Here is a 23992-nt window from a genome sequence, read left to right as displayed (position 1 = left end):
TTGTCATGGCTTAGTATTCGCCAATCCGAACGAATCGGGGCGGCGAGGAACGGAATTGAGCGCCAAGATCACGATCCACGACGTGGCGCGCGAAAGCGGCGTCTCGATCAAGACCGTTTCGCGGGTCCTCAACCGTGAGCCCAACGTCAAGGCCGACACCCGTGACCGGGTGCAGGCCGCCGTGGCCGCGTTGAACTATCGGCCCAACATCTCGGCCCGCAGCCTGGCGGGTTCGAAGGCCTATCTGATCGGCGTCTTCTTCGACAACCCCAGCCCCGGCTACGTCACCGACGTACAGCTGGGCGCGATCGCGCGGTGCCGGCAGGAGGGCTACCACCTGATCGTCGAGCCGATCGACTCGACCGCCGACGTCGAGGACCAGGTCGCGCCGATGCTGGCGACGTTGCGCATGGACGGGGTGATCCTGACCCCGCCGCTCAGCGACCATCCCGTGGTGCTGGCCGCGCTCGAGCGGGAGGGCGTGGCCTATGTCCGCATCGCGCCGGGCGGGGACGTCGACCGCGCGGCCTGGGTCAGCATGGACGACCGCCTGGCCGCCTATGAGATGACCAAGCACCTGATCGACCTGGGTCACAAGGACATCGGCTTCATCATCGGCCATCCGGACCACGGGGCTTCGCACCAGCGCCACCAGGGCTTCATCGACGCCATGCGCGACGCGGGCCTACCGATCCGCGAGGAGCGGGTGGAGCAGGGCTGGTTCTCGTTCCGCTCGGGCTTCGAGGCGGCCGAGAGATTGCTGGGCGGTCCGGATCGTCCGACCGCCATCTTCGCCTCGAACGACGACATGGCCCTGGGCGTGATGGCCGTCGCCAACCGGATGCGCCTGGACCTGCCGACTCAGCTCTCCGTCGCCGGCTTCGACGACACCCCGGGCGCGAAGATCACCTGGCCGCAGCTGACCACCGTGCGTCAGCCGATCGCCGCCATGGCCGGCGCCGCCGCCGACATGCTGATGCAGGGTGTTGATCGGGAGGAGGGCGCGCCGCCGCCTTCGCAGGTGCTCGATTTCGAGCTGGTGGTTCGAGAATCCACCGGACCAGCCTCAAGCTAGAACGTCCAACCACGCCTCCTGGATGTTACCGCAATCAATTGTGCTTGACAGCGCTGTCCAATCGACATGAGATTGGACCGATCAAGACGGTCGCCCACGGAAAGGCGGCGTCAGGAGGAAACGAAATGACCTCGCCTGGCCAGACCAGCGGCCGTCGCGCCCTGTGCGCACGATCACTCCCCTCCAAGCGGACCTGAACCGCTTCTCTTTCGCTCGGCGCGGTTCCCCGCAAGCGCCGCGCCGGGCGCTTTTCTCGACATTTCGCATGGTCCGCCGGGGGGCGGGCGCATCCTGGGAAACATCATGTCCGCATCCGGTCGTCTCGTCCGCGCCTCCGCCGTGGCTCTTATTCTTGCCGGCGGCCTGGCGGGGACGGCCCTGGCCCAGACCTCTCCGTCCGCCGTGGCCCATCCGGAGGCGTGGCCCAAGGCCGCCAGCCCCGCGGCCATCACCGACGCCAAGACCGAAGCCTTCGTCGCCCAGCTGATGAGCCAGATGAGCGTCGAGGAGAAGGTCGCTCAGACCATCCAGGCCGACGGCGCCTCGATCACGCCGGAAGAGCTGAAGAAGTATCGCCTGGGCTCGGTGCTGGTCGGGGGCAACAGCGCGCCGGATGGCAATGACCGCGCCTCGCCCCAGCGCTGGGTGGAGTGGATCCGCGCCTTCCGCGCCGCGGCGCTGGACAAGCGCGGGGGCCACCAGGAGATCCCGATCATCTTCGGCGTCGACGCCGTGCACGGTCACAACAATGTCGTCGGTTCGACGATCTTTCCGCACAATATCGGCCTGGGCGCGGCGCGCGATCCCGACCTGATCCGCCGTATCGGCGAGGCGACCGCCCAGGAAATGGCCGCCTCGGGCGCCGACTGGACCTTCGGACCCACGGTGGCCGTGCCTCGCGACGAGCGCTGGGGTCGCGCCTACGAGGGCTATGCCGAGGATCCGGAGGTGGTGAAGTCCTATTCCGGCCCGATGACCCTGGGCCTGCAGGGGCCGCTGGTCGCCGGCAAGCCGTTGGCGCCTGGCCATGTGGCCGGCTCGGCCAAGCACTTCCTGGCCGACGGCGGCACCGAGAATGGTCGTGACCAGGGCGACGCCAAGATCTCCGAGGCGGACCTCGTTCGCCTGCACGCGGCGGGATACCCGCCCGCGATCGACGCCGGCATCCTGTCGGTGATGGTGTCGTTCTCCAGCTGGAATGGGGTCAAGCACACCGGCAACAAGAGCCTGCTGACCGACGTGCTGAAGGGGCGGCTGGGCTTCCAAGGCTTCGTGGTCGGCGACTGGAATGCCCACGGCCAGGTCGATGGCTGCACCAACACCAACTGCGCCCAGGCCTACAATGCCGGCATGGACATGATGATGGCCCCCGACAGCTGGCGGGGCCTCTACGACAACACCCTGGCCCAGGTGAAGGCCGGCCAGATCCCAATGGCGCGGATCGACGACGCCGTGCGCCGGATCCTGCGGGTGAAGGTCAAGGCGGGTCTGTTCGAGGACAAGCGTCCGCTGGAAGGCAAGTATGAGCTGTTGGGCGCGCCCGCCCATCGCGCCGTGGCGCGCGAGGCGGTCCGCAAGTCGCTGGTGCTGTTGAAGAACGAGGGCGTCCTGCCGCTGAAGAGCTCGGCCCACGTGCTGGTGGCCGGCGACGGCGCCGACGACATCGGCAAGGCCGCCGGCGGCTGGACCCTGACCTGGCAGGGCACCGGCAACAAGAACAGCGACTTCCCGCACGGTCAGTCGATCTATGCCGGCGTGGCCGAGGCGGTGAAGGCCGGCGGCGGTAGCGCCGAACTGTCGGTGAAGGGCGACTTCAAGCAGAAGCCCGATGTGGCCATCGTGGTGTTTGGCGAGAATCCGTACGCCGAGTTCCAGGGCGACATCACCAGCATCGAGTACCAGGCCGGAGACAAATCCGACCTGGCCTTGCTCAAGAAGCTGAAGGCCGCCGGTATTCCGGTAGTCGCGGTGTTCCTGAGCGGACGCCCCCTGTGGGCCAATCCCGAGATCAACGCCTCGGACGCCTTCGTCGCCGCCTGGCTGCCGGGCTCGGAAGGCGGCGGTGTCGCCGACGTGCTGATCGGCGATGGCGCCGGCAAGCCGCGCTTCGACTTCCAGGGCAAGCTCTCGTACTCGTGGCCCAAGCGCGCCGACCAGGAGCCGATCAATGTCGGCGACCCGGGCTATGACCCGTTGTTCGCCTACGGTTACGGCCTGAGCTACGCCAAGCCCGGAAAAGTCGCGAAGCTCTCCGAAGACCCGGGCGTCGCCTCGGCCGCCGTGAACGTCGACCGCTATTTCGTGGACGGCCGTGCGCCCGCGCCCTGGATGATGAATGCCGCCGGCGCGGTTTCGCTGAAGACCGTGGACGCCGGCGCGCAGGAGAATGCGCGGCAAGCGACCTGGACTGGGGAGGGGCCCGGCGGCATCAATATCATGGGCCAGCCGGTCGACCTCTCGCGCCAGACGACGGGCGACATGGCGGTCATGATCCGCTACAGGGTGGACGCGTCCCCAAGGAAACCGGTTTCCTTGAACCTAGCCTGTGGCGAATCCTGCGGCGCGGCGGTAGACGTAACGTCAACGTTGTCAGGTGCGAAAATCGGCGAATGGCGTACGGCCAAGATCAAACTTTCCTGCTTCATGGCCAAGGGTGCGGACATGACGCATGTTTCGTCCCCGTTCGCGCTGTCGACTTCGGGTGCTATGACGTTGTCGTTTACGGAAATCCGTCTGGCGTCCAACGAGGGCGACGCTTTCTGTCCGCCAAGCTGAACCAAGACCTGAACAAAGAAGGAGCGACGGCATGATCCGCGCCCGTCGCTCCCGCATCGTTGCTACGATCGGCCCCGCTTCCAGCTCGCCGGAAATGATCGTCACCCTGGCCAAGGCCGGGGCTGACGTGTTCCGCCTGAACTTCAGCCACGGCGCTCACGAGACTCACGCGGCCGTCTATGCGGCCATCCGCGAGGCCGAGAAGGTTGTCGACCGTCCGCTGGGCATCCTGGCCGACCTGCAGGGGCCCAAGCTCCGCGTCGGCAAGTTCGCCAACGGTCCGGTCATGCTGAAGGCGGGCCAAGCGTTCCGCTTCGACAGCGACCCGACCCCGGGCGACGAGACCCGCGTGCACCTGCCGCACCCCGAGATCCTGACCGCCATGCGGCCGGGCGCGACCCTGCTGCTGGACGACGGCAAGCTGCGCATGACCGTGACCGACGCCGGTCCGGGCTACGCCAACACCACCGTGGCCAATGGCGGCAAGCTCTCCGAGCGCAAGGGCGTGGCGGTGCCGGACGTCGTCATCCCGATGTCGCCCCTGACGGCCAAGGACCGCGAGGACTTGGCCTTCGCTCTGCGCCTCGGCGTCGACTGGATCGCCCTGTCGTTCGTGCAGGCGCCGGAAGACATGGCCGAACTGCGCCGCATCGTCGAAGGCCGCGCCGCCGTGCTGGCCAAGATCGAAAAGCCTCAGGCCCTGCAAGTGCTGGGTCCGATCCTCGATCTCTGCGACGGCGTCATGGTCGCCCGCGGCGACCTCGGCGTCGAAATGGCGCCCGAAGAGGTGCCGGTGGCGCAGAAGGAAATCCTGCGGGCGGCGCGTGAGCGCGGCATCCCGGTGATCGTCGCCACCCAGATGCTGGAGTCGATGACCAACTCGCCAACCCCGACCCGCGCCGAGGCCTCCGACGTGGCCAACGCCGTCTACGAAGGCGCGGATGCGGTGATGCTGTCGGCGGAATCGGCCGCGGGCGACTATCCCGAAGAGTCGGTGGCGATGATGAACCGCATCATCGAACGCGTGGAGCGCGATCCGCGCTGGCCGGAGCTGATGCAGGCCGAGCAGAGCCACGACGACGTCGACGCCGACGTGTTGGTGGTCGCCGCCGCCGGCGCGGCCAAGTCCGGCTCGACCAAGTGCCTCGTGGCCTTCACGACGACCGGCTCCACGGCGCGCCGTCTCGCGCGCGAACGGCCGCTGCAGCCGGTGCTGGCCCTGTCGCCGGACATCAACGCGGTGCGTCGTCTCTCGCTGTGCTGGGGTGTCGAACCGCGAGTCAGCGCTCAGCCCGACAGCCTGGAAGTCGTGACCACCGACGCCTCGAGCAAGGCCCTCGAGCTGGGTCTTGTCGCGCCGGGCGAGCGCCTGCTGGTCGTGGCGGGGACGCCGTTCGGCGCGCCCGGCTCGGCCAATCTGCTGCGTCTGGCCCACGCGCCGGCGCCGGCTCGTCGGCGCTAATACCTATGATCTAGCGCCGGTTCGCCGGCGCTAGTTCTAGGCGAACGAGGCCGGCAGCAGGCGCTGGTAGCCGCGCCGCACGGCGCGGTAGCACTCGCAGGTCATGGCCTCGAGGCCGACGCGGTCGAGGATTTCAACGATACCCCGACGGTAGCTGATCAGGCCCTTGGCCTGCAGCGATCCGGCCACCGCCGTGACGGTCGTGCGCTGGACGCCCAGCATGTCGGCCAGGAATTCCTGGGTCAGGCTGACGGTGTTGTTGTCGATGCGGTCGTGACACGACAACAGCCATCGGCAGAAGCGCGCCTCGACCGCATGCAGGGCGTTGCAGGCGACCGACTGGATGGCGTGGCCGAACAGCGCTTCGTTGTGGCGGTCGACCAGGTCGCGCAGAGCGGCGCTGCGCTTCCAGGCGTCGTGCAGCGGGGCGGCGGCGATGCGCAACGCCGAGCCCGGCGCCTGGACGATGGCGCGCGACAGCGATTGGCGGGGGGCCACGGCGACCATCAGGCCAAGAGCGCCCTCGCGCCCGATGGCGGCGGATTCGATGGCCGCGCCGCTCTCCATCAAGGTCATCAACGAGATGACGCAGTCGGTGGGGAAGTAGACGTGGTCGATCAAGTCGCCCGGATCATAGAGCAGGCGCCCCTTTTCAAGGTCCACGGCCGAGAGATGCGGCGTGAGCAGGGCGCTGTCTTCTGACGGCAATGCGGAAAGCAGGCGGTTCTTCAAGGTCGCTAACGGCCCAGTCATGGAGAATCGAACGCCGTCTCACGGCAAGGGTTGCAAGCTATAGGTTGGGCTGATGTTGGGCGCCGTCGTTTAGCCGACACAATCCAGGCAGGACCGCCGCAAAAACAGAGGAGTGCGCAAGACTCTCTGTCGGTGCTCATCATTTGGCGTTGGTAAGGTTTGTCGGGTTCCCGACACAACTACTCAATGAAAACCGTTCGCAACTTGCCGTGAACTGGTCAAGGCAAAGAAAAGCCGCCTAAGCGGCGGCTTGTGAGTTCGAAGGATCGCTTTGAAAGCATGGGAGGCCTTCCTTGCGATCGGGGAACCGCAAGGAAGGGCCAGAGACGCGGGTGGCGGTTCCCACGCCTCAGGCGCCGGCCCAACCCTGGGAACGGAGGAGGCTTGGCGCCTGGTCCCACGCGCGCGAGCGTCCGTCGGCTTGGCCGAAACGGAGGCTCGGGCGCTCGTTGGCGTCCGGACCGCGCCGCCGGGCGGTCCGCGCCAGAGGCTTACTTGGGCTTGGCGAAGGCCGAGGACATCCAGCCCCGGGCCCCGTTCTCGTCGTCGACCTCCATCCAGACGCCGTTGCGCTGGCCGGTGGGATAGACGAAGCCGCCGGTCTTGACCGTGCCGACGGCGGCGGCGCTCGGCGAGGCCGAAGCGCGAAGCGTGACGTCCTGGGTGGTCGTCAGTAGGTTCGGCGTGGTGGTGGCCGAGGCGCTGGTGGTGGTCATGGTGGCCGAGACCGCCGTGGTCGCGGCCGCGCCGGTGCACTTGCCCTGATAGAGGCCGCCCATCACGGCGCGGCGCTGCTGGGCGGTCTGGATATTCTGGGCTTCGCGCTGAGCCTTGGCGGCGGCGGCGGACTTGGCGGCGGAGGCGGCGGCGTTGGCGAACATGCCAAGCCCAGGCACGCGGCCCAAGGCGCCGCTATAGAGCGCGGCGTTGACGCCCAGGCTGGCGGCGGTCTCGGCCCCACGCGCGGCGCCTTCAGCGCTGGCGATGGCGCTGTTGGAGACGCCCATGATCTGGTCCATACGGACCATTTCGGCGTTGATCTGCTCGCAGGTCATCGAGGCGTCGGCCGGATAGCTGAGCTGCAACGGCATGCCGGCTTGGGCATGGGCGGCGGTCGCGACAAGGGCGAGGCCCACGGCGGCGAAGGTGGCGATGGTCTTGGTCATAGGTCTGCTCCCCGAGGACGGGACCAGCGACCGTCCGCTCCCTGCGGGCTGCCGGTCCGTCATTGCAAGAACGACGGTATCCGGCTCCCGCCGAGGCGGCCTATCCCCCGAACGGGGGGTAGCAAGCGTGTCAGGCGCGCTAAAAGCCCATCAGGCGAGCATAGCGGTCGCGGTGGAAGCTGGCGCCGCCGAACAGGGCCTCGGTGACGCGGGCGCGCTTCATGTAGAGGCCCGCGTCGTGGGCGTCGGTCATGCCGATGCCGCCGTGCATCTGGACCATCTCGTTGGAGGCCAGGTGGACGAGGTCGCTGGCCTTGGCCTTGGCCAGGGAGGCGAGCGCACGCGTATCACCGCCGGCGTCGATGGCCTCCAAAGCCGCCTCGACGCATGAGCGGGTGGTTTCCAGATCGGTGAACCACTTGGCGGCGCGGTGCTGGAGGGCCTGGAACGTGCCGATCACCTGGCCGAACTGGGTGCGGGTCTTCAGATAGTCCAGGGTGATGTCGAAGGCCGCGCTGGCGCTGCCCAGCATCTCGGCCGCCAGGCCGGCATAGGCGCGGTCCAGGGTCGGCTCCAGGATCGCCCAACCCTTGTCGAGCTCGCCCAGCACGGCGTCAGCGCCGACCTCAACGCCGTCGAAGGCGATGCGGGCCGCGCCGCGCGAGTCGACCAGGGTCAGGTGGGTGCGCGTGACCCCCGGCGCGTCGCCGGGGACGAGGAACAGGGTGATCCCGTCGGTGTCGCCGGGTTTGCCCCTGGTGCGCGCCGCGACGATCAGCAGATCGGCGACCTCGCCGTCGAGCACGAAGGTCTTGGTTCCATCGAGGACGTAACCCTGCGCCAGGCCATTGTTGATCTCGATTCCGGTCAGCGCCACGCGGGCCGGGGCGTGATGCGCGCCTTCGTCGATCGCCAAGGTCGCGACGGCCTCTCCCGTGGCGATCTTCGGCAGCCAGGCCTGCTTCTGCGCGTCCGTGCCGCCCAGCTTCAGGGCCGACGCGGCGATCATGGCGGTGGAGAGCAGGGGAGAGGCGGCCAGGGTGCGGCCGGTCTCCTCGAGGATCAGGCCCAGACCCAGATAGCCGAAGGCCGAGCCGTCATAGTCCTCGGGCACGATCACGCCGGCCCAGCCCATCTCGCCCATGTCCTTCCACGCGGCGGGATCGAAGCTCTGGCCGGTCTTGCCGTCGCGGAGCTTGCGCAGGGCCCCGACGGGCGCGCTTTCGCTGGTCCAGCCCTTGGCGGCGTCGCGCAGCATGGTCTGTTCTTCGGTCAGGACGGCCATCAGGCGTGCTCCCTGGATTGATGACGGACGGCCCAGTCGAGGGCCTGTTCCAGACGGTCGTTGCCCCAGAAGAGCTCGCCGTCGGCGGTGAGAAAGCTGGGCGCGCCGAACAGGCCGCGCTCCTTGGCCATGCGGACATGGTCCTTCAGCCGGGCCTTGATCGGATCGGACTGGGCGGCGGCCAGGACGTGCTCGGGACCCGCGCCGACGCCGGCGATCAGCGGGGCGAGGACGTCGGGACTGGAGATGTCCTGGTCGTCGACGAAATTGGCTTGGTAGACCGCGCGGCTGAAGGCCGGGGTCCAGCCGTCCTCAAGCCCGGCGATCGCCACGCGGGCGGCCAGCAGGCTGTTGCGCGGAAACTGGCTGGGATGGCGCAGCGGCAAGCCCGCGTCGTCGCAGACCCGCTGGAGGTCGCGCCACATGTAGTCACCCTTCGCGGGGACGGCGTTGAACGGGCTGTCGGTCAGCCCCTGCTGCTCATGGAACAGGGGGCCCAGCAGGAAGGGCCGCCACGCCACCGCCACGCCCCTCTCGGCGGCCAGCCGCTCGATGCGCATGGCCGCCGGATAGGAGTAGGTCGAGGCGAACTCGTACCAGAATTCGATCATCGTCTTATTGGTGATCCAGCAGGCCCAGGACGCGCTTGGCGACGACGTTGAGGTTCACCTCACTGGTGCCGCCCTCGATCGAATTGCCCTTGGCGCGCAGCATGGCGCGCGGCGCGGCCAGCTCCTCGGCGCTGAAGCCTTCGCCCGCCCAGCCCAGGCCTTGAAGGCCAAGCGCCTCGACCAGCAGCTCGGTGCGCTCCTGGTTCATCTTGGCGGCGGCGTACTTGATGATCGAGACGGCGGCGCTGGGCCCCGAGCCCTGCTTGGACTCCGTCTCGGCGCGGCGCACGGTCAGCATGAAGGCGTGGGCGTCCATCGTGTGGGCGGCCAGGCGGGCGCGGAAGTCGCCGTCGGCGATCCGGCCTTCGCTGTCGACGCCGATCTCCTTCTTGGCCGCTTCGACGACATTGAGACCGCCGCCGCCGCCGAAGCCCGAGGCGCTGATGTTCTGGCGCTCGTATTGCAGCAGGCGCTTGGCGATGTCCCAGCCGCCGTTCAGCTTGCCGACCAGCTGTTCCTTGGGAACCTTCACATTGTCGAAGAAGGTCTCGCAGAAGGGGGAGGAGCCGCTGATCAGCTTGATCGGGCGGGCCTCGACGCCGGGCGAGGTCATGTCGAACAGCACGAACGAGATGCCCTCGTGCTTCTTCGTGGTGTCGGTGCGCACCAGGCAGAAGATCCAGTCGGCCTGGTCGGCGTAGCTGGTCCAGACCTTCTGGCCGTTGATCAGGTAGTGATCGCCCTTGTCCTCGCACTTGGTCTGCAGGGAGGCGAGGTCGGAGCCGGCGCCGGGTTCGCTATAGCCCTGGCACCAGCGGATCTCGCCGCGGACGATCTGAGGCAGATAGCGCTGCTTCTGCTCCTCGGTGGCGTATTCCAGCAGCACCGGGCCCAGCATCCAGACGCCGAAGCTCATCAGGGCCGGGCGGGCCTTCAGGCGGCGCAGCTCCTGCTCCAGCACCTTGTTCTGGGCCTTGGAGAGGCCGCCGCCGCCGTATTCCTTGGGCCACATCGGGGCGGTCCAGCCCTTTTCGGCCATGCGGTCGAGCCACAGCTTGGCGTCGGGGTTCTTCCAGACCATCTTGCGGCCGCCCCAGGGGGCGTCGTCCTCGCCCATCGGGGCGTTCAGGGATGGCGGATAGTTGGCCTCCAGCCAGGCGCGGGTCTCGGCGCGGAAGGCGTCGAGCTCGGTTCCCCCGAAATCGGCCATGGTCTCTTCTCCCTAAGCGGACCGTCTTCTCGACGCGTCGGGCGCGCCGTTCGGCGGACACACTACGCCTCGAAACGGCGCGGGCAAGTTGATTCAAACGATCGTTCGCATCATCGCCCGCGACCATGTCGCGGTTTGCGAGGTATAGAAAGGCGAGCTGCTGGATCCCGCTGGGGATTCGTCGTTTCGGGATCTGGATGTCCTCGACAGTTTACAGGCCAGCGGCCCTGGCGATGGCCCCGACCCTGGCGGCGATCTTCACGGCGTCGGCCGGGGTCATGCTGCTGGCCTCGGGCGCGACGCCCTCGGAGCCGACCCGGTTCCTGCTGCTGCTGGCCTTCGCGCCGGACTTGCTGATCGAGATCAGCCACTTCTTCTCCTCGATCCTGGGCCTGGTTCTGCTGCTGCTGGCGTTCGGCCTGCGCGCGCGCCTGGGCGCGGCCTGGTGGGCGGCCCTGATCGTCCTGGCCGCCTCGGCGGTGCTGGCGATCTTCAAGGGGCTGAACTGGGAAGAGACGGCCATGCTGTCGCTCTGCTTCCTGGCCATCCTGCCGTTCCACGACGCCTTCCCGAGGAAGGCGGCCCTGACCAAGATGGAAATCACGCCCGGCTGGCTTCTGTCGGCCGCCGCGGCCATCGTCGGCGCCAGCGTGCTGGGCTGGTGGTCGTTCCACCATACCGAATTCGCCGACAAGTCCTGGATCCGGGTGCTGCAGGACCATGACGAGGCCGCCCGGGCCATCCGTTCGTCGGTGGCGGCCGCCATCGCCCTGCTGGCCGTGGGCGTCTGGCGCCTGGTCGCCACCGCCGCCACGCCGCCCGTGGTCGATGACACCGATCCGGACTTCGACCGGGTCCGCGCGATCCTGGCCAAGGCCGAGGACGCCGAACCCAGCGCCAACCTCGCGCTGCTGGGCGACAAGCGCTTCCTGTTCTCGGCCTCGGGCGAGAGTTTCCTGATGTTCGGCGTGCGCGGGCGCTCGTGGATCGCGCTCGGGCCACCGGTCGGCAAGTATGAAGAGCGCATGGAGCTGTTCTGGCGCTTCCGCGAGCTGGCCGACGCCCATGCCGCGCGCGCGGGCTTCTACAGCCTCGGCCCCGAGGACCTGCCCGACACCGTCGACCTGGGCCTGGCGATCCAGAAGACCGGCGAGAGCGCCGCCGTGCCGCTGGAGGCCTTCAGCCTGGTCGGCCGACGCCGCGAAGTCCTGCGCCGCAACTGGCGCAAGGCCGGGGAGGGCGGGGCGGCCTTCGAGGTCCTGCCCGTCGGCGCGGCCGTGGCGATCATGGACGAGCTGAAGGCGATCTCCGATTCCTGGCTGGGCCATCACGCCGGCGGCGAGAAGAGCTTCTCGATGGGCGGCTTCGACCCCCGCTATGTCGCCGAGTTCCCGGTGGCGGTGGTGCGCGGCGAGGAGGGGAAGATCGTCGCCTTCGCCACCTTGTGGACGACGTCCGGCCGGACCTCGTTCTCGATGGACCTGATGCGCTACTCGGACGAGGCGCCCAAGAACGTCATGGACTACCTGTTCGTCGAGCTCCTGCAGTGGGGCAAGGACGAGGGCTACCAGGCGTTCGAATTCGGCGTCGCGCCGCTGGCCGGGCTGGAGGATCGCCGCCTGGCCCCGATCATGTCGCGCGTGGGCCGGCTACTCTATGAGCGCGGCGAGGAGATCTACAATTTCCAGGGCGTGCGGCGCTACAAGGACAAGTATGACCCCGTTTGGCAGCCGCGCTACATTGCCGCGCCCCAGAAGTGGGCCATCCCTTTTCTGCTCGCCGACATCGGTTTGCTGTCGTCCGGAGGGATGTCGGGGCTCGCGAAACGGCCGAAGAAGGCCCAGAACTAGCCGCGACCTAGTAACGCGGTTGGTTGCCCGTCTGGACGCCTAGAAGGTTCGCCAGATGCACCAGCATCAGCATCAAACCGACCACGCAGACCATCATCAGTGGGCGCCACGGAATCATCCGCGGGCCCTTTAATACATTGATCGGACGGGCGCCGAGCCAGCCGCACACCACGGCGAGAACGAGAAACACGGCCGCGGCGCCGAGGGTCAGAGTCAGGTCCATGGCCGCTTCTAGGCCTGCGACAATCCGCCTGGCAAATAGTTAACGTGCGTTAACCCTCTTGCTTTTCAAGCGCGCTACAGAACGTTAAGACTCTGTCCCGATTCCTCCACAGTGAACCGCGTGACCACTACATCTGGCGTTTTCGTCGCGTTTACTATCTAGGAATCGATGACTAGCGTTTCCCCTTAGATGCGGGGAGATCGATTCGCATGACGGCGGCATCGCCATGGAGCGTAAAGGGGATCGACCCCAAGGCACGAGAGGTCGCTAAAGACCTCGCGCGTCGCTCCGGCATGACTTTGGGCGAGTGGCTCAATCGAATGATCATCGAGGGTGATGGTCAAGTTCCGGACTTCGGTTCCGAGAGCGCGCCTAACCGCGCCTATCTGGAAATCGTCAAGGAAGACGCGCCGCCGCGCATCGAAATGGCCGAACACCCGGCCGATGAAGTCGGCCGGGTGGCCATCGCCCTGGATCGCCTGACCCAGCGCATCGAGGCGGCCGAGGGCCGCAACGCCGCCGCCATCTCGGGCATCGACCATTCCGTCCGCGACGCGCTCACGCGTTTGGGACAATCCGAGCGTGAACAGATTTCCGTCGCCGCCCGTTTCGAAGGGGCTGTGGACGAGCTTAAGACCGAGCAGGCCCGCGCCGTCGAGCGTGTGCGCCGCATCGAGACCGAGGCGGCCGGACCGCGTTCGGTCGAGGCTCTGCGCGCCCTGGAAGGGGCCCTGGGCAAGGTCGCCGGCCATCTCTACGAGGGCGAAGCCCGCACCCGCGACGCGATCGCCGCGCTGGAAGCCCGCATCAACGAACAGTCGGCCTCGCCGCAGGATCCGAACGCCTTGGTCGACGCCGTCGTGGCCCGCCTGGGCGAGCGCCTTGAAGCCGCCGAGACCCGCACCAGCGACGCCCTGCGCGAACTGGGCTCGTCGTTCTCGGCCCTGGACCAGCGCCTGGGCGCCGTCGAGGGCGCCAATCCGGTCGCCGGCGTGCAGGAACGCTTGGACAGCCTGGCCGCCAGCCTCAGCCAGAAGATGGAAGCCGCGCGTCTGGAGATGGCCGCCAAGCTGCGCGAAAGCGCCGACGGCCGCTTCGACCGCATGGAGCGCAAGCTCGGCGAAATGGCCGCCCACGTTCAGGTCGCCGAGCAGCGCTCTGCCCAGGCCATCGAGCGGATGGGCCGCGAGGTCGTCGGCGTCGCCGACGCCTTCAACCGCCGCGTCCAGGCCGCCGAGAGCCGTAACGCCACGGCCATCGAGCAAGTCGGCGGCGAGGTGGCCCGTATCGCCGCCACCGTCGAGCACAAGCTGAACCGCAACGACAGCGTCCAGGCTCAAGCCTTGGAAAAGCTGGGCGGCGAGATCGCCCGCATCACCGAGAAGCTGGCCGAGCGCATCGGCAGCGCCGAGCGCCGCAACGCCCTGGCCATCGACGACGTCGGCGAGCAGGTCGCCCGCGTCACCGAGCGCCTGAACCAACGCCACGAGCGCTCCAGCCAGGAGCTGGTCGACCGCATCCGTCAAAGCGAGGAGCGCACGCTCCGCATGCTTGAGGAAGCGCGCGACAAGATCGACACGCGTCTGCACGACACCCAACGGAAGCTCGAGCAAGCGCCGGCCCCGGCCCCCGCGCCGACCCGCGCCGCCCCGCCGGCCGTGTCACCGTTCGACGAGACCTATTTCAGCCAGGCCGCTTCGTTCAGCCACGACACCCACGACCACGCAGCGCACGAAGACGAGGACGTCTTCGACGCCCCGCCGTCGCCGTCGCGCGCGCCGGCCTTCGAGGTCGCCGAGTTCCCGGCCTCCGAGCCTGAAGAGCGCAGCTTCGGCCACGAAGACTACGCCCTGGCCGACGGCTTCGAGCCGGAAGCGCCGCGCTACGAGGTCGAGCCCGAGGTTTCCGACTTCGCGCCGGCCGAACCGGCTCGTCCGCTGTCGACCCGTGACATCATCGAGCAGGCCCGCGCCGCCGCTCGCGCCGCCGCGGCTTCGGACGCCAAGAGCGCCAGCAAGGCCAAGCCGGCCAAGGGCGACAAGAAGAAGTCCGGCTCGTCGCTGTTCAGCGGCTTCGGCGGCTTCGCCAGCAAGAAATCAAAGGCCCGCCTCGGCGCGACCGTCGCCACGGCCTTCATGGTCTTCGGCGGCGCCGGCGCCTTGGGCGCGGGCGTGGGCGGCCTTTTGCTGCTCAACACCGATGGTTCGGGCGCCGCCCCGACCCGCGTCGCCCAGGCGATCGCCGGTCGCAAGGCCGACGTCGAGGTCACCCGTCCGGAAGCCGACACCACACCGGGCGCGCCGCGCGCCGCCGTGGCCCTGACCACCGGTCAGCCGACGACGGTTCAGGCCGACGCCCCGGTGACCCCGGCCGCGCTGGACAACGGCAAGGCTCTGTTCGAGGACGGCGTCCGCAAGATCGAGACCGGCGACCGCTCGGGCCTCGAAGTGCTCAAGCGCGCCGCCAACGGCGGGTACCCGGCCGCCCAGTTCTACCTCTCGAAGATGTACGAGAGCGGCAAGGGCGGCGTGAAGCAGGACATGCCGGAAGCCCGCCGCTGGAGCGAGCGCGCCGCGACCGGCGGTGACCCGCGCGCCATGCACAACCTGGCGCTCTACTATTTCAAGGGCGAGGGCGGCCCGCGCAACGTGACCACCGCCGCGACCTGGTTCCGCAAGGCCGCCGATCTCGGCCTGGTCGACAGCCAGTTCAACCTGGCCCAGCTCTATGAAGGCGGTCTCGGCGTCAGCCAGAACCCGGCCGAGGCCTACAAGTGGTACGTGATCGCCGGCCGCGCCGGTGACGCCACGGCTCGTGGCCGCGCCACGGCGCTGCGCTCGCAACTGACGGCCGAAGCTCAACAGACCGCCGATCGTTCGGCCCTGGCCTTCCGGGCGCAGACGCAAGCCCAAACGGCCAGCCTGGCTCCGGCCTCTCAGGCCGCCAACGCCAATCTGGGCGTCGCCCAGCGGGTGCTGTCGCAACTGGGCTACTACCAAGGCCCGCGTGACGGCGTCGCTTCGCCCGCCCTGCGCATGGCCATCGCCGCCTACCAGCGCGACCAGGGCCTGCCGGCCTCGGGCAGCATGGACAGCGAGACGCTGAACCGCCTGGCGGTCTACGCGCGCTAAGCCTTCTTGATCCTCCCCCTCGAGAGGGGAGGATCTGCTAGCCGCGATTGACCCTGCCGTCCCCACCCGGCAATCAGGGATCTCCCCGACGCCGCAAGGGCCGCGCGAGCTTTGCACTTCTACCTTCCCATCGCCGAGGTCTCGGTGAACGCGCTGCTGCTGGTCGCGCTGGGTGGGCTCGTGGGCTTCATCTCGGGACTGTTCGGCATCGGCGGCGGTTTCCTGATGACGCCGGTGCTGGTGTTCATGGGCATCCCGCCCGTGGTGGCCGTGGCCAGCGAGGCCAATCACGTCGCCGCGTCGTCCGTCTCCAGCGTCATCGCCTACAGCAAGAAGCGCGTGGTCGACTTCCGCATGGGCGGGGTGCTGGCCAGCGGCGGGGCGATCGGCTCGTTCATCGGCGTCGAGGTGTTCCGCTGGCTGCGCTTGATCGGTCAGGCCGACCTGGCGGTGTCGGTATCCTATCTGGTGTTCCTGGGCGTCATCGGCGGTCTGATGCTGACCGAGTCGGTCGGCGCGATCCTGCGTCGCCGGAGCGGCCAACCGCCCAAGCCGCGCCGCGATCGTCGGCCTCTATTGCTCTATGCCCTGCCGCTGAAAGTGCGGTTTCCGCGCTCGCGGCTCTATATCAGCGTCATTCCACCAATCCTGCTGGGCGTGTTCGTCGGGATCCTGTCGGCGGTGATGGGCGTGGGCGGCGGCTTCATCCTGGTGCCGGCCATGATCTATCTGCTGCGCATGCCCGCGCCGGTCGTGGTGGGCACCAGCCTGTTCCAGATCGTCATCACCACCTCGCTGACCAGCGTGCTGCAGGCCGGCCGCAACCAGACCGTCGATATCGTGCTGGCCACCTTGCTGCTGATCGGCGGCGTCATCGGCGCCCAGCTGGGCGCGCGGGCCTCGGGCCGGTTCCGCGCCGAGGAGCTTCGGGCGCTGCTGGCTCTGTTGGTGCTGCTGGTCGGCCTGCGCATGGGCGCGGAGCTGTTCATCCGGCCCGACGAAGCCTTCGTCATCATGACGGGGACGGCGCGATGATCCCGCCCGCGCCGATTCCCCTGGTTCAAGCCCCGCCGGCCCCGGCCGTCTCGGCCGCCCTGACCGATACCGAGATCCGGGTCAGCTCGGGCTTCCGAGGCGCGCGGATCGTGCTGTACGGCGCGGTCTTTGATCCCAAGGACCGGCCCAGCGACATCGTGGTCATCGTGCGCGGTCCGGAAACGCCGATCCGCATCGCCCGTAAGACCCAGGTCGCCGGACTGTGGCTGAACAGCCGCCCGGTGGTGTTCCGTGGCGCGCCGGGCTTCTACCACGTGGCTTCCACGCGCCCGCTCACCGACATCGCCGGCTTCGCGCCCTTGCGCCACCTGGGCGCGGGCCTGGAGCACCTGGCCATCGCCGCGCCGCTGGAGCAGCGCGTCGAGACGCGCTACGGCGTGCGCGACGTCGTGGTCAGCCGACTGGGCGCGGACTATCTGGATTGGCGGCGCGCCGTGATCCGCCTGAAGGAGACGGCCGGCCTCTATGAGGCTGATCCGAAGGGCGTCCGCTTCGTCGACCGAGGCCTGTTCCGCGCCCAGCTGGACTTGCCGGCCGAGGCGCCGATCGGGCAATACACGGCGCGGATCGTGCTGTTCCAGGACGGCAAGCCAGTGTCGATCCGCGACCGCACTTTCGTCGTCGAAAAGGCCGGGGCCGAACGCGCGCTGTATGTTTTCGCGAAAGATCGTCCGTGGACCTATGGGCTCGTGTCGGTAATAGTCGCGCTCGGGGCAGGGTGGGCGGCTTCGGTCGCCTTCCGAAGGAGTTGAGTCATGAACGAGTCCGTGGGCGGGCGGACGCCGGTACCTCCGGCGGTATGGGTATTTGGTCTTTCGACTCTCATTCCCTTCTTCGCGTCGTCGGTGCTGTTCTGTTACGGCCCGGCCGCTATCCAGAAATCGTCTCTGATCGCGCTGCTCGCCTATTCGGCGGCGATGGTCTCGTATTTCGGTGGCGTGCGGACCGGGCTCGAGATCGAGCACCCCAGCCCGCGCTGGTCGGTGCTGGGCATCTCGCTACTGTTTCCGCTGGCGGGCTTTGGTCTGTTGTTGGGCGAGCTGAAGTTCGAGCCGGCCTGGCAGCTTTCGGGCTTCCTGCTGGTCTTCCTGCTGCAATGGGTCTGGGACGTGACCGACCACGACGGCCCGACCTGGCGTCCGCGCATGCGCACCCTGATGACCGCCGGCGCCGCCATCTCCCTGGCCTTCGCCCTGGAGCAGGCGCTGCATATGTAGCGCCTTTTGCGGCCGCCTAGTCCGGCCGTAGAGACTTCATTCCGACCGCGTGCACCCGCTTGGGGCCCAGCGCGCCCGCCAGGAGCGGACCCGCGAACAGGTTCGAGAAGGCCTCGTCGAGGATATTCAGGCCGCCCGTGAACGCGCCGAACGCCGGCAGAACCAGGCGCTGGCCGTCGGTGACGAAGCAGCGGCGACGTATCGTGGCCCGTCCGCTGGTGACCTTGGCCGCTGGGTGCAGGTGGCCGGCGACTTCGCCCAGCTGCACGCCGGGCAGGGGTTCATGGCGCAAGGTGAGGCCGGCGATGACCGCCTCGTCGATGATCTCGCCGGGCAGGACCTTGGGGCCGTCGGCGTCGTGGTTGCCCACGGCCCAGACCAGTTCGCGACCCACGGCCAGGCCTGCCAGCCGTCGGGCGTCATCGTCGGCCAGCCGCGCCTCGCCGCCGCCGTCGTGGAAGCTGTCGCCCAGGAAGATCAGCCGCTCGGGCGAGAGCAGGGCGATCTCGCGGTCCAGGCGGTCCAGGGTCTCGCGGGTGTCGTAGGGCGGCAGCATCTGGCCGAAGCGCGCGGCGTAGCTGCTGCCCTTCTCGAAGTGCAGGTCGGCGACCACCAGGGTCCGCTCGGTCTCCAGCCACAGGGCGCCGGACCAGCGCAGCATGACCTCGACATTGGACAGGGCGATCCGCAGGCCGCCGCAGATGGAGGGCTGGAAGCGGGTCATCGCATGGCCTCGGCGATCAGGTCGCTCTCGGCCTCGGCCAGGATCATCTCGCCGGCGGCGTCGCCCGGCGCGCGCTCGCGGCCGATCTCCAGCATGATCGGTACGGCGAACGGCGAGACGCGATCCAGCGGCATGTGGCGGATGTTACCCTGCACGCGCGCCAGCATGTCTCCGAGCCGGGCGACGTCGAGCATGCCGGTGGCCGCGTCCTGACGGGCGCAGCGGAGCATCAGGTGGTCGGGTTGGTGTTTGCGCAGCACGTCGTAGATCAGGTCGGTGGAGAAGGTCACCTGTCGTCCGGACTTCTCGGCGCCGGGATGGCGACGCTCGATCAAGCCGGCGATCAGGGCGCAGTGCTTGAAGGCCCGCTTCATCATGAAGCTCTCGTCGAGCCAGGCCTCCAGGTCGTCGCCTAGCATGTCCTGCGCGAACAGTTCGTCGAGATCCAGACCATCCATTGGCCGCAGCGACCAAAGGTTCAGGGCGTAGTCGTTGCAGACGAAGCCCAGCGGTCCGACGCCCAGGCGATCCAGCCGCCGGGTCAGCAGCATGGCCAGGGTGGTGTGGGCGAGGCGGCCGTCGAACGGATAGCAGACCATGTGGAACCGCTTCCCGTTCGGAAAGGTCTCCAGCAGCATCTCGCCGTCCCCGGGGATGGCCGAGCGGATCTTCTGCCAGGCCAGCCACTCCTGGACGTCCGGGGGCAGGGCGGTCCATTCGCGCTCGTCGTGCATCATCTGGCGTACACGGCTGGCCAGATAGGTCGAGAGCGGGAACTTCGAGCCGCCCCAGCTGGGCATCTTGGGGTCGTCGTTCGGCGCGGGGCTGACGAAGGCGTCGGCCCCGACCATGCTGTTGTACCGCCAGACCTGGCCGGCGAAGATGAAGGTGTCGCCGGGTGTCAGCTGCTCGAAATAGCCTTCCTCGGCCTCGCCGATCTTGCGCCCACCCATGGGACGCTTCCCGCCGCCGATGCGGATGTTGATCATCCCAGGCGAGACGATGGCGCCGACGTTCATCCGGTGCTGCTGGCGGGCCTGGGCGTTGCGGGCGGTCCAGAGGCCGTCCTCGTTGCGCACGATGCGGCGGAACTTGTCGTAGGTGCGCAGGGCGTAGCCGCCGGTCGAGACGAAGTCGACGACGGTCTCGAAGTCCTCCCACGACAGCTCGGCATAGGGACCGGCCGAGCGGACCTCGTTGTAGAGGGCGATCAGGTCGAAGGGCTCGGAGCAGGCGCAGCCCATGACGTGCTGGGCCAGGGTGTCCAAGGTCCCGATGCGCGGCGGATCGCCGTCCAGGTGATTCTCGAGAATGGCGTCGGCGGCGGCGCGGCACTCCAGCATCTCGAAGCGGCTGGCGGGCACGAACAGGGCGCGGCTGGGCTCGTCCAGGCGGTGGTTGGCCCGCCCGATCCGCTGGACCATGCGCGAGGCCCCCTTGGGCGCCGCCAGCTGGATGACAAGGTCGACGTCGCCCCAGTCGATGCCCATGTCCAGGGTCGAGGTGCAGACCACGGCCCGCAGCGCGCCCTTGGCCATGGCGGCCTCGACCTTGCGCCGCTGCTCGGCCGACAGGCTGCCGTGGTGCAGGGCGATCGGCAGGTCGGCCTCGTTCAGCTCCCACAGGCGCTGGAAGGCGAACTCGGCCTGGAAGCGGGTGTTGACGAAGATCAGCGCCGTCTGGGACGCCTTGATGATCTCATAGACCTCGGCCATGGCGTGCTCGGCCGTATGGCCGGCCCAGGGCACGCGTCCGCCTGAAACCAGGACTTCCACGACGGGTTGGGCGCCGCCCGAGCCGAGGACGAGGTCGATCGAGAAATCCTCCCCCAAGCGGGGGAGGTGGCGCGCAGCGCCGGAGGGGGAAGTGGCCAGGGCGGACGAGCTTCCCCCTCCGTCGGCTGCGCCGACACCTCCCCCGCTTGGGGGAGGATTGTTGTTCACCCCCAGCCATTTTCGCACCAGGTCCGGATCATCCACCGTCGCCGACAGCCCGACCCGCCGCATCGTCGGCGCGAACTGCTGCAGGCGGGCCAGGCCCAGGGCCAGCAGGTCCCCGCGCTTGGACGGCCAGATGGCGTGAGCCTCGTCGATGATCACGCAGCGCAGGTCGGCGAAGTAGTCGCGCGCGCCTTCCCAGGCGCAGAACAGCGCCAGCTGCTCGGGCGTGGTCAGCAGGATGTCCGGCGGCTTGATCTTCTGGCGGGCCTTGCGGCTTTCGCCGGTGTCGCCGGTGCGGCTCTCGGCCACGATCGGCAGGTCCATCTCGCGGATGGGGGTCAGCAAGTTGCGCTCGACGTCGACGGCCAGGGCCTTCAGCGGCGAGATATAGAGGGTGTGGATCCCGGCCGGGGTATTGCGTGGCGGGCGTTCGGCGAGTTCGATCAGGCTGGGCAGGAAGCCGGCCAAGGTCTTGCCGCCGCCCGTCGGCGCGATCAGCAGGGCGCCGCGCCCCTGGCGGGCCTTCTCCAGCATGGCCAGCTGGTGTTCACGCGGGCTCCAGCCGCGAGCGGCGAACCAATCTCGGAACTTGGGGGGAAGGGCGTCAGCCGCGAGCATTCCTCGCGATATAGCATGTTCCCTTTCTGTTTCACCCGGCTTTTGCTAACAGACTCACGTGACCGCTTTCCCGCCGACTCTGGATCTGGCCCCGGCCCTGGTCGTCCTGCCCGGGCCGCGCGCCGGCATGGCCGATGGCGGCGGCGAGGGGCGAATCCTGCGCGCGCCGGACGCCCGCGACCTGTTCGAGCACGGCCCGGTGCTGGTGGCCCACGCGGCCATGACCGCCCGTCGCTTGAACCTGTCGCCGCCCTCACGCCATCCGCGCCTGTTCGACGTGTTGGAGCTCTACGCCTTCGTCCGTCCGGCGACCTTCTGCGCGCCGTCGGCCGTGGGCCTGGCCATGGCGCTGGGTCTGGCCGAACCGCATGGCGCGTCCGAGCAGGCCCAGAGCCTGCGTGAAAGCGCCGACGCCCTGCTGCGCGAGCTGGCCATGGCGCCGGTTCCTTCCCGCGAGGAGGCCCTGGCCGTCGCCGAGACCCTGGCCAAGGCCGGCTGGTCGTGGGGACCCGCCGCGATCGGGGCGTTGCGCTCGGTCCAGGCCGGCAATCAGTTTCGAGGCTCGGGCCTGGACGTCTGGGCCCGTATCGCCGAGTGGGAAGATCAGGCCCCGCCCGGCGAGTCCGGCTCGCGGCCGATCGATCCCGAACGCGCCGGCGAGCGCCTCGCCGAACTGCTGCACCGCTCGGGTCTTGAGGAGATCCGCGAGGCCCAGGTCACCTTCGCCAAGGAAGCCGCCTACGCCTTCCAGCCTCGCGAGCGCGAGGGCGAGCCCCGGATGATGCTGGCCGAGGCCGGCACCGGCGTGGGCAAGACCCTGGGCTACCTGGCCCCGGCCTCGTTGTGGGCCGAGGCCAACGGCCCTTCCGTGTGGATCAGCACCTATACCCGCGCCCTGCAGCGCCAGATCGAGCGCGAGAGCCGGTCGATCTATCCCGATCCGAAGGAGCGGGCCCGCAAGGCGGTCGTCCGCAAGGGGCGCGAGAATTATCTCTGCATGCTGAACTTCCAGGAGCAGACCAACGGCGCCCAGCTGGGCAATGGCGATCTTATCGGCCTGGCCCTCACGGCGCGCTGGGCGCGGGCGACCCGCGACGGCGACATGACCGGGGGCGACTTCCCGGCCTGGCTGCCGACACTGTCGGCCGTGCCGCCGTCGGCCCAGGCCAGCCCCTCGAACCTCGTCGACCGGCGCGGCGAGTGCATCCATGCCGGCTGCCAGCACTATCGGATCTGCTACATCGAAAAGGCCGTGCGAGCCTCCAAGCGGGCCGACATCGTCATCGCCAACCACGCCCTGGTCCTGACCCAGGCCGCCTTCGACGGCGCGCGGACGGCGCGGGGTCTGAAAGGCGACAACGAGACCACCAGCCTGAAGCGCATCGTCTTCGACGAGGGGCACCACCTGTTCGAGGCCGCCGACAGCGCGTTTTCCGCGGCCCTGTCCGGCGCCGAGGCCGCTGAGCTGCGCCGCTGGATCCGGGGCCCCGAGGGCCGTGGTCGGCGCGGGCGGGGGCTCGAGGCGAGGTTGCTCGACATCCTGGGCGATCGCGAGGGCGCGCGCGGGGCGATGACCCAGGCCATCCACGCCGCCGCGGCCTTGCCGGGCGAGGGCTGGTCGGGCCGGGTCGCGCCGCCCGATGGCCAGATCAATCCGATCGGGCCGATCGAGAACTTCCTGGTCGCGGTGATCGAGCAACTGCGCGCCCGCACCAGCGATCGCGGCGCCGACCTTGGCCTGCAATGCGACGCCCGTCCGGCCACCGACCTCGTCCGTGAGCGCGCGCCGGAAGCGGCCAAGGCCCTGGCCGCCATCGAAGCGCCGCTACTGGCCCTGGCCCGCGCCCTGGAAGACGTGCTGGACGAGGAGGCCGAACACCTGGCTCCGTCCGAGCGCGCCCGGATCGAAGGCGCTCTGCGCGGCCTGGATCGTCGCGCTCGCATGACCCTGCCGGCCTGGCGCTCGATCCTGAAGGCCGTCGAGGACGACGAGGTCGATCCGGCGGCGACGGATCCCGACTTCGTCGACTGGTTCGAGGCGACCTTCCTCTATGGTCGTGTCGTCGACGCCGCCTGTCGTCGTCACTGGGTGGACCCGACCGAGCCCCTGCGCGCGGCGGTGCTGTCGCCGGCCCACGGCGTGCTGGTGACCAGCGCCACCCTGGTCGACCCGGCGCTGGAAGACCCCTTCGCCCTGGCCGAGATGCGCACCGGCGCGGCGCGCCTGCCGACCGCGCCCAAGGTGCTGCGGCTGGTGTCGCCCTTCGACTACGAGAACCATGCCCGGGCCCTGGTCGTCACCGACGTCAACAAGGAGGACCCGCGCCAGGTGGCCGCCGCCATGCGCGAGCTGTTCCTGGCCGCCGGAGGCGGGGGGCTGGGGCTGTTCACCGCCATTCGCCGCCTGAAGGCCGTGCACGAGCGCATCGCCGCGCCCTTGGCCGACCAGGGCCTCGCCCTCTACGCCCAGCATGTCGACCCGCTGGAGGTCGGCGCGTTGGTCGACATCTTCCGGGCCGAGGAGGACGCCTGCCTGCTGGGCACCGACGCCATCCGCGATGGCGTGGACGTTCCGGGCCGCTCCTTGCGTTTGCTGGTCTTCGATCGCGTGCCCTGGCCGCGTCCGGACGTGCTGCACAAGGCCCGTCGCCAGCGCTTCGGCGGCAAGGGCTATGACGACGCCGTGGCGCGGGCCCGGATCAGCCAGGCCTTCGGCCGCTTGATCCGCCGCGCCGATGACCGAGGGGTCTTCGTCATGCTGGACGCCGCCGCGCCAACCCGCCTGTTCTCAAGCTTGCCGGAAGGCGTCACTATCGAGCGGGTGGGGCTTGTCGATGCGATCGAGGCGACGGCCGCATTCTTGTCGAAGACGCCGACCTAACAACGCTCATTGGCT

General features: G+C 68.9%; 15 protein-coding genes and 2 pseudogenes. 9 read left to right on the top strand and 8 right to left on the bottom strand.

Annotated elements, in window-relative coordinates; all coding sequences use genetic code 11:
- Positions 1-55 precede the first annotated feature (55 nt).
- From AC1RRV_RS03730 to pyk, 3 genes are all read left to right on the top strand, one after another.
- Complete coding sequence (locus AC1RRV_RS03730; protein WP_492858236.1) at positions 56-1075, top strand: LacI family DNA-binding transcriptional regulator; 1020 nt, start codon at positions 56-58, stop codon at positions 1073-1075.
- 303 nt (positions 1076-1378) lie between these two features.
- On the top strand, positions 1379-3850 hold the full coding sequence (locus AC1RRV_RS03725) for a glycoside hydrolase family 3 protein (protein WP_492858235.1): 2472 nt from the start codon (positions 1379-1381) through the stop codon (positions 3848-3850).
- A 31-nt stretch (positions 3851-3881) separates the two neighbouring features.
- Complete coding sequence (gene pyk, locus AC1RRV_RS03720; RefSeq protein WP_492858234.1) at positions 3882-5312, top strand: pyruvate kinase; 1431 nt, start codon at positions 3882-3884, stop codon at positions 5310-5312.
- 36 nt (positions 5313-5348) lie between these two features.
- Here the strand turns inward: pyk and AC1RRV_RS03715 are convergent, their stop codons facing one another.
- From AC1RRV_RS03715 to AC1RRV_RS03695, 5 genes are all read right to left on the bottom strand, one after another.
- Entirely contained in the window at positions 5349-6065 is a 717-nt protein-coding gene (locus AC1RRV_RS03715) for a Crp/Fnr family transcriptional regulator (protein WP_492858233.1), read from the bottom strand.
- 491 nt (positions 6066-6556) lie between these two features.
- Positions 6557-7231, bottom strand: coding sequence for an SH3 domain-containing protein (locus AC1RRV_RS03710; protein WP_492858232.1), 675 nt, complete (start codon positions 7229-7231; stop codon positions 6557-6559).
- 139 nt (positions 7232-7370) lie between these two features.
- Positions 7371-8516, bottom strand: coding sequence for an acyl-CoA dehydrogenase family protein (locus AC1RRV_RS03705; RefSeq protein ID WP_492858231.1), 1146 nt, complete (start codon positions 8514-8516; stop codon positions 7371-7373).
- A complete protein-coding gene (locus tag AC1RRV_RS03700) occupies positions 8516-9127 on the bottom strand; it encodes a 2-hydroxychromene-2-carboxylate isomerase (RefSeq protein WP_492858230.1) in 612 nt (203 codons plus the stop codon). The genes AC1RRV_RS03705 and AC1RRV_RS03700 overlap by 1 nt, the downstream gene beginning before the upstream one ends.
- Positions 9128-9131: 4 nt before the next feature.
- The gene (locus AC1RRV_RS03695) at positions 9132-10337 is read right to left on the bottom strand and encodes an acyl-CoA dehydrogenase family protein (RefSeq protein WP_492858229.1); all 1206 of its coding nucleotides are present in this window, start codon (positions 10335-10337) and stop codon (positions 9132-9134) included.
- A 197-nt stretch (positions 10338-10534) separates the two neighbouring features.
- Here AC1RRV_RS03695 and AC1RRV_RS03690 point away from each other — a divergent pair.
- A pseudogene (locus tag AC1RRV_RS03690) lies at positions 10535-12198 on the top strand (phosphatidylglycerol lysyltransferase domain-containing protein).
- On the opposite strand, the gene AC1RRV_RS03685 reads toward AC1RRV_RS03690, so the two are convergent.
- Positions 12195-12410 (bottom strand): hypothetical protein, encoded by a 216-nt coding sequence (locus AC1RRV_RS03685; protein ID WP_492858228.1) that lies wholly within the window; start codon positions 12408-12410, stop codon positions 12195-12197. The pseudogene AC1RRV_RS03690 and the gene AC1RRV_RS03685 overlap by 4 nt on opposite strands.
- Before the next feature lie 209 nt (positions 12411-12619).
- Between AC1RRV_RS03685 and AC1RRV_RS03680 the strand changes: the two genes are divergently transcribed.
- The 4 genes from AC1RRV_RS03680 (at position 12620) to AC1RRV_RS03665 (ending at position 17814) form a co-directional block, all read left to right on the top strand.
- On the top strand, positions 12620-15541 hold the full coding sequence (locus tag AC1RRV_RS03680; RefSeq protein WP_492858227.1) for an SEL1-like repeat protein: 2922 nt from the start codon (positions 12620-12622) through the stop codon (positions 15539-15541).
- 111 nt (positions 15542-15652) lie between these two features.
- Entirely contained in the window at positions 15653-16576 is a 924-nt protein-coding gene (locus AC1RRV_RS03675; RefSeq protein ID WP_492858226.1) for a sulfite exporter TauE/SafE family protein, read from the top strand.
- Positions 16573-17349, top strand: a complete 777-nt coding sequence (locus tag AC1RRV_RS03670) for a TIGR02186 family protein (RefSeq protein ID WP_492858225.1) — start codon at positions 16573-16575, stop codon at positions 17347-17349. The genes AC1RRV_RS03675 and AC1RRV_RS03670 overlap by 4 nt, the downstream gene beginning before the upstream one ends.
- Positions 17350-17352: 3 nt before the next feature.
- Positions 17353-17814 (top strand): DUF3429 domain-containing protein, encoded by a 462-nt coding sequence (locus AC1RRV_RS03665; RefSeq protein WP_492858224.1) that lies wholly within the window; start codon positions 17353-17355, stop codon positions 17812-17814.
- A gap of 16 nt (positions 17815-17830) precedes the next feature.
- Here AC1RRV_RS03665 and pdeM read toward each other — a convergent pair whose 3' ends face one another.
- Complete coding sequence (gene pdeM, locus AC1RRV_RS03660) at positions 17831-18538, bottom strand: ligase-associated DNA damage response endonuclease PdeM (protein ID WP_492858223.1); 708 nt, start codon at positions 18536-18538, stop codon at positions 17831-17833.
- Positions 18535-21096, bottom strand: a pseudogene (locus AC1RRV_RS03655) (ligase-associated DNA damage response DEXH box helicase). The gene pdeM and the pseudogene AC1RRV_RS03655 overlap by 4 nt, the downstream one beginning before the upstream one ends.
- 58 nt (positions 21097-21154) lie before the next feature.
- On the opposite strand from AC1RRV_RS03655, the gene AC1RRV_RS03650 reads away from it, so the two are divergent.
- Positions 21155-23977, top strand: coding sequence for an ATP-dependent DNA helicase (locus AC1RRV_RS03650; RefSeq protein WP_492858222.1), 2823 nt, complete (start codon positions 21155-21157; stop codon positions 23975-23977).
- Positions 23978-23992 lie beyond the last annotated feature (15 nt).

This window comes from Caulobacter sp. GW821-FHT11E10, from assembly GCF_058808375.1.
Note: the sequence above shows the minus strand (reverse complement) of the source record. Positions and strands in the feature narration are given on the sequence as shown.